This is a genomic window from Bradyrhizobium sp. P2_E8 (assembly GCF_056403875.1).
The window spans coordinates 1-1,528 of the sequence record NZ_JBFUES010001375.1; the positions used below are offsets into that span (position 1 = coordinate 1).

The 1,528-nt window shown below is 67.2% G+C and carries 2 protein-coding genes; one reads left to right on the forward strand and one right to left on the reverse strand.

The features are described 5' to 3' along the window. Positions 1-762, forward strand: a 762-nt coding sequence (locus AC1D00_RS40600) for a flavin monoamine oxidase family protein (RefSeq protein ID WP_477014575.1), incomplete at its 5' end; no start/stop codon positions are given. 214 nt (positions 763-976) lie between these two features. Here the strand turns inward: AC1D00_RS40600 and AC1D00_RS40605 are convergent. Then, entirely contained in the window at positions 977-1,297 is a 321-nt protein-coding gene (locus AC1D00_RS40605) for a hypothetical protein (protein WP_167771339.1), read from the reverse strand. Positions 1,298-1,528: the final 231 nt, after the last annotated feature.

Genomic DNA, 1,528 nt, shown 5'->3' on the forward strand with positions numbered 1-1,528 from the left:
CTCCACAGGCAGGCGCGCATCAATGGCGGCTATGGCGCGCTGATCGATTTTCTCGCAGCCGAGTGCCGCCGGCATGGCGTGACGATCCACCTTGGCTGCGTGGTGTCGGCGATCGAGGAGGAGGGCGGTGCGGTGGTCGTTCGCGGTGCCGGCGGCGACGTGCATCGCTGCGATCGCGCGATCCTCACCGTTCCGCTGCCGCTGCTGCGCGAGATCGCGCTTCCGGCGAGCGTGCGCGCGAGGGCGGCGGCTGCCGACGACATCGGCTTCGGCAACGTCGTCAAGATCCTGCTGCGGTTTGCGCGGCCATGGTGGCGCGAGCGCGGGCCGGATCTTGCGGATATGACCTTCCTGCTGTCGGACCAGACCATCCCGGTGTGGTGGACGCGCTATCCGGAGCAGCATCCCGTGCTCACGGGCTGGTTCGGCGGCCCGCGGACGGCGGAGCTGCAAGGCCTCGATCCGCAAGCGTTGATCGAGGCCGGGCTCGGTTCGCTCGCCGCCGTCTTCGGCCTGTCGCGCGACGAGGTTGCGCGCGACCTCGTCGCGGCTGCGGCGATTAATTGGGGGCACGATCGCTTCGCCCGCGGCGCCTATTCCTGGGCCACGCCGCGGACGCGCGCGGCGCAAACGATGCTCGCGCGCGCCGACGGAGCAGTGCTGTTCTCCGGCGAAGCGCTCTATCGCGGCCCCGACATGGGCACGGTCGAGGCGGCGCTGGCGAGCGGTCTGGAGACGGCGGGGACGATCTTGCGGGGGTAGGCGCGCGGCCTTCGCAAAGAATCTCGGCGGCCAGCGTCCCTGCGGCCATCCTTCGAGACGCCCGCTGTGGGCGGGCTCCTCAGGATGAGGTCTTGCTTCGCGGTGAAATCCTGAACCCTCATGGTGAGGAGCGCCGCCTTACGGCGCGTCTCGAACCATGGAGGCCGAGCTATCTCTGCAACAAAAAGGCCCGCATCTCTGCGGGCCTTTTGCTTTACCAGCGGCTGCCGCCGAAGCCGAAGGTCACACCCGGACCGCCGCCGCCGTAATATCCGTACGGTCCGCCGCCGTAATAACCGTGGTGCCGCGGGTAATAGCCGTAGCTGCGATAGTGCGGGCGATAATAGCCGTGGTGGTGATGGCGCCAGTGATGATGGCGATAGCCATGATGGTGGTGCCGGTGCTGCGCGCTGATGTCGGTCGGCGGGCCTCCCCGCGCGCTCTGCGTCGCGCTTGTGGTGTTGGCCGCGTTCGCCGCCGATCCGCCGGCAAGCGCCGCAGCACCGACCGCCATCGCGACAATGAGATACTTCATGTCATCACTCCAGTTGAATGTCGTGTGACAACACATGGGCGCTGGCTGCGTTCCGGCCAGTGCGGGCGTCGAAACGACGCAGCGCGAGGCGTCCGATTCAGCGCGGATGATTGCGTGTCGTGAGATTTATTGTCGCATCACCGGCGTTCGTCGAGCTGCTGCCATTACTTCGCCGCGAATGATGCGACCACCTCATTCGTGGTGACGATGCGTGCGAACTCGCCGTTGAGA

Coding starts and splice junctions, on each gene's coding strand:
- AC1D00_RS40605 (WP_167771339.1), bottom strand. CDS start 1,297: ATGAAGTATCTCATTGTCGCGATGGCGGTCGGTGCTGCGGCGCTTGCC.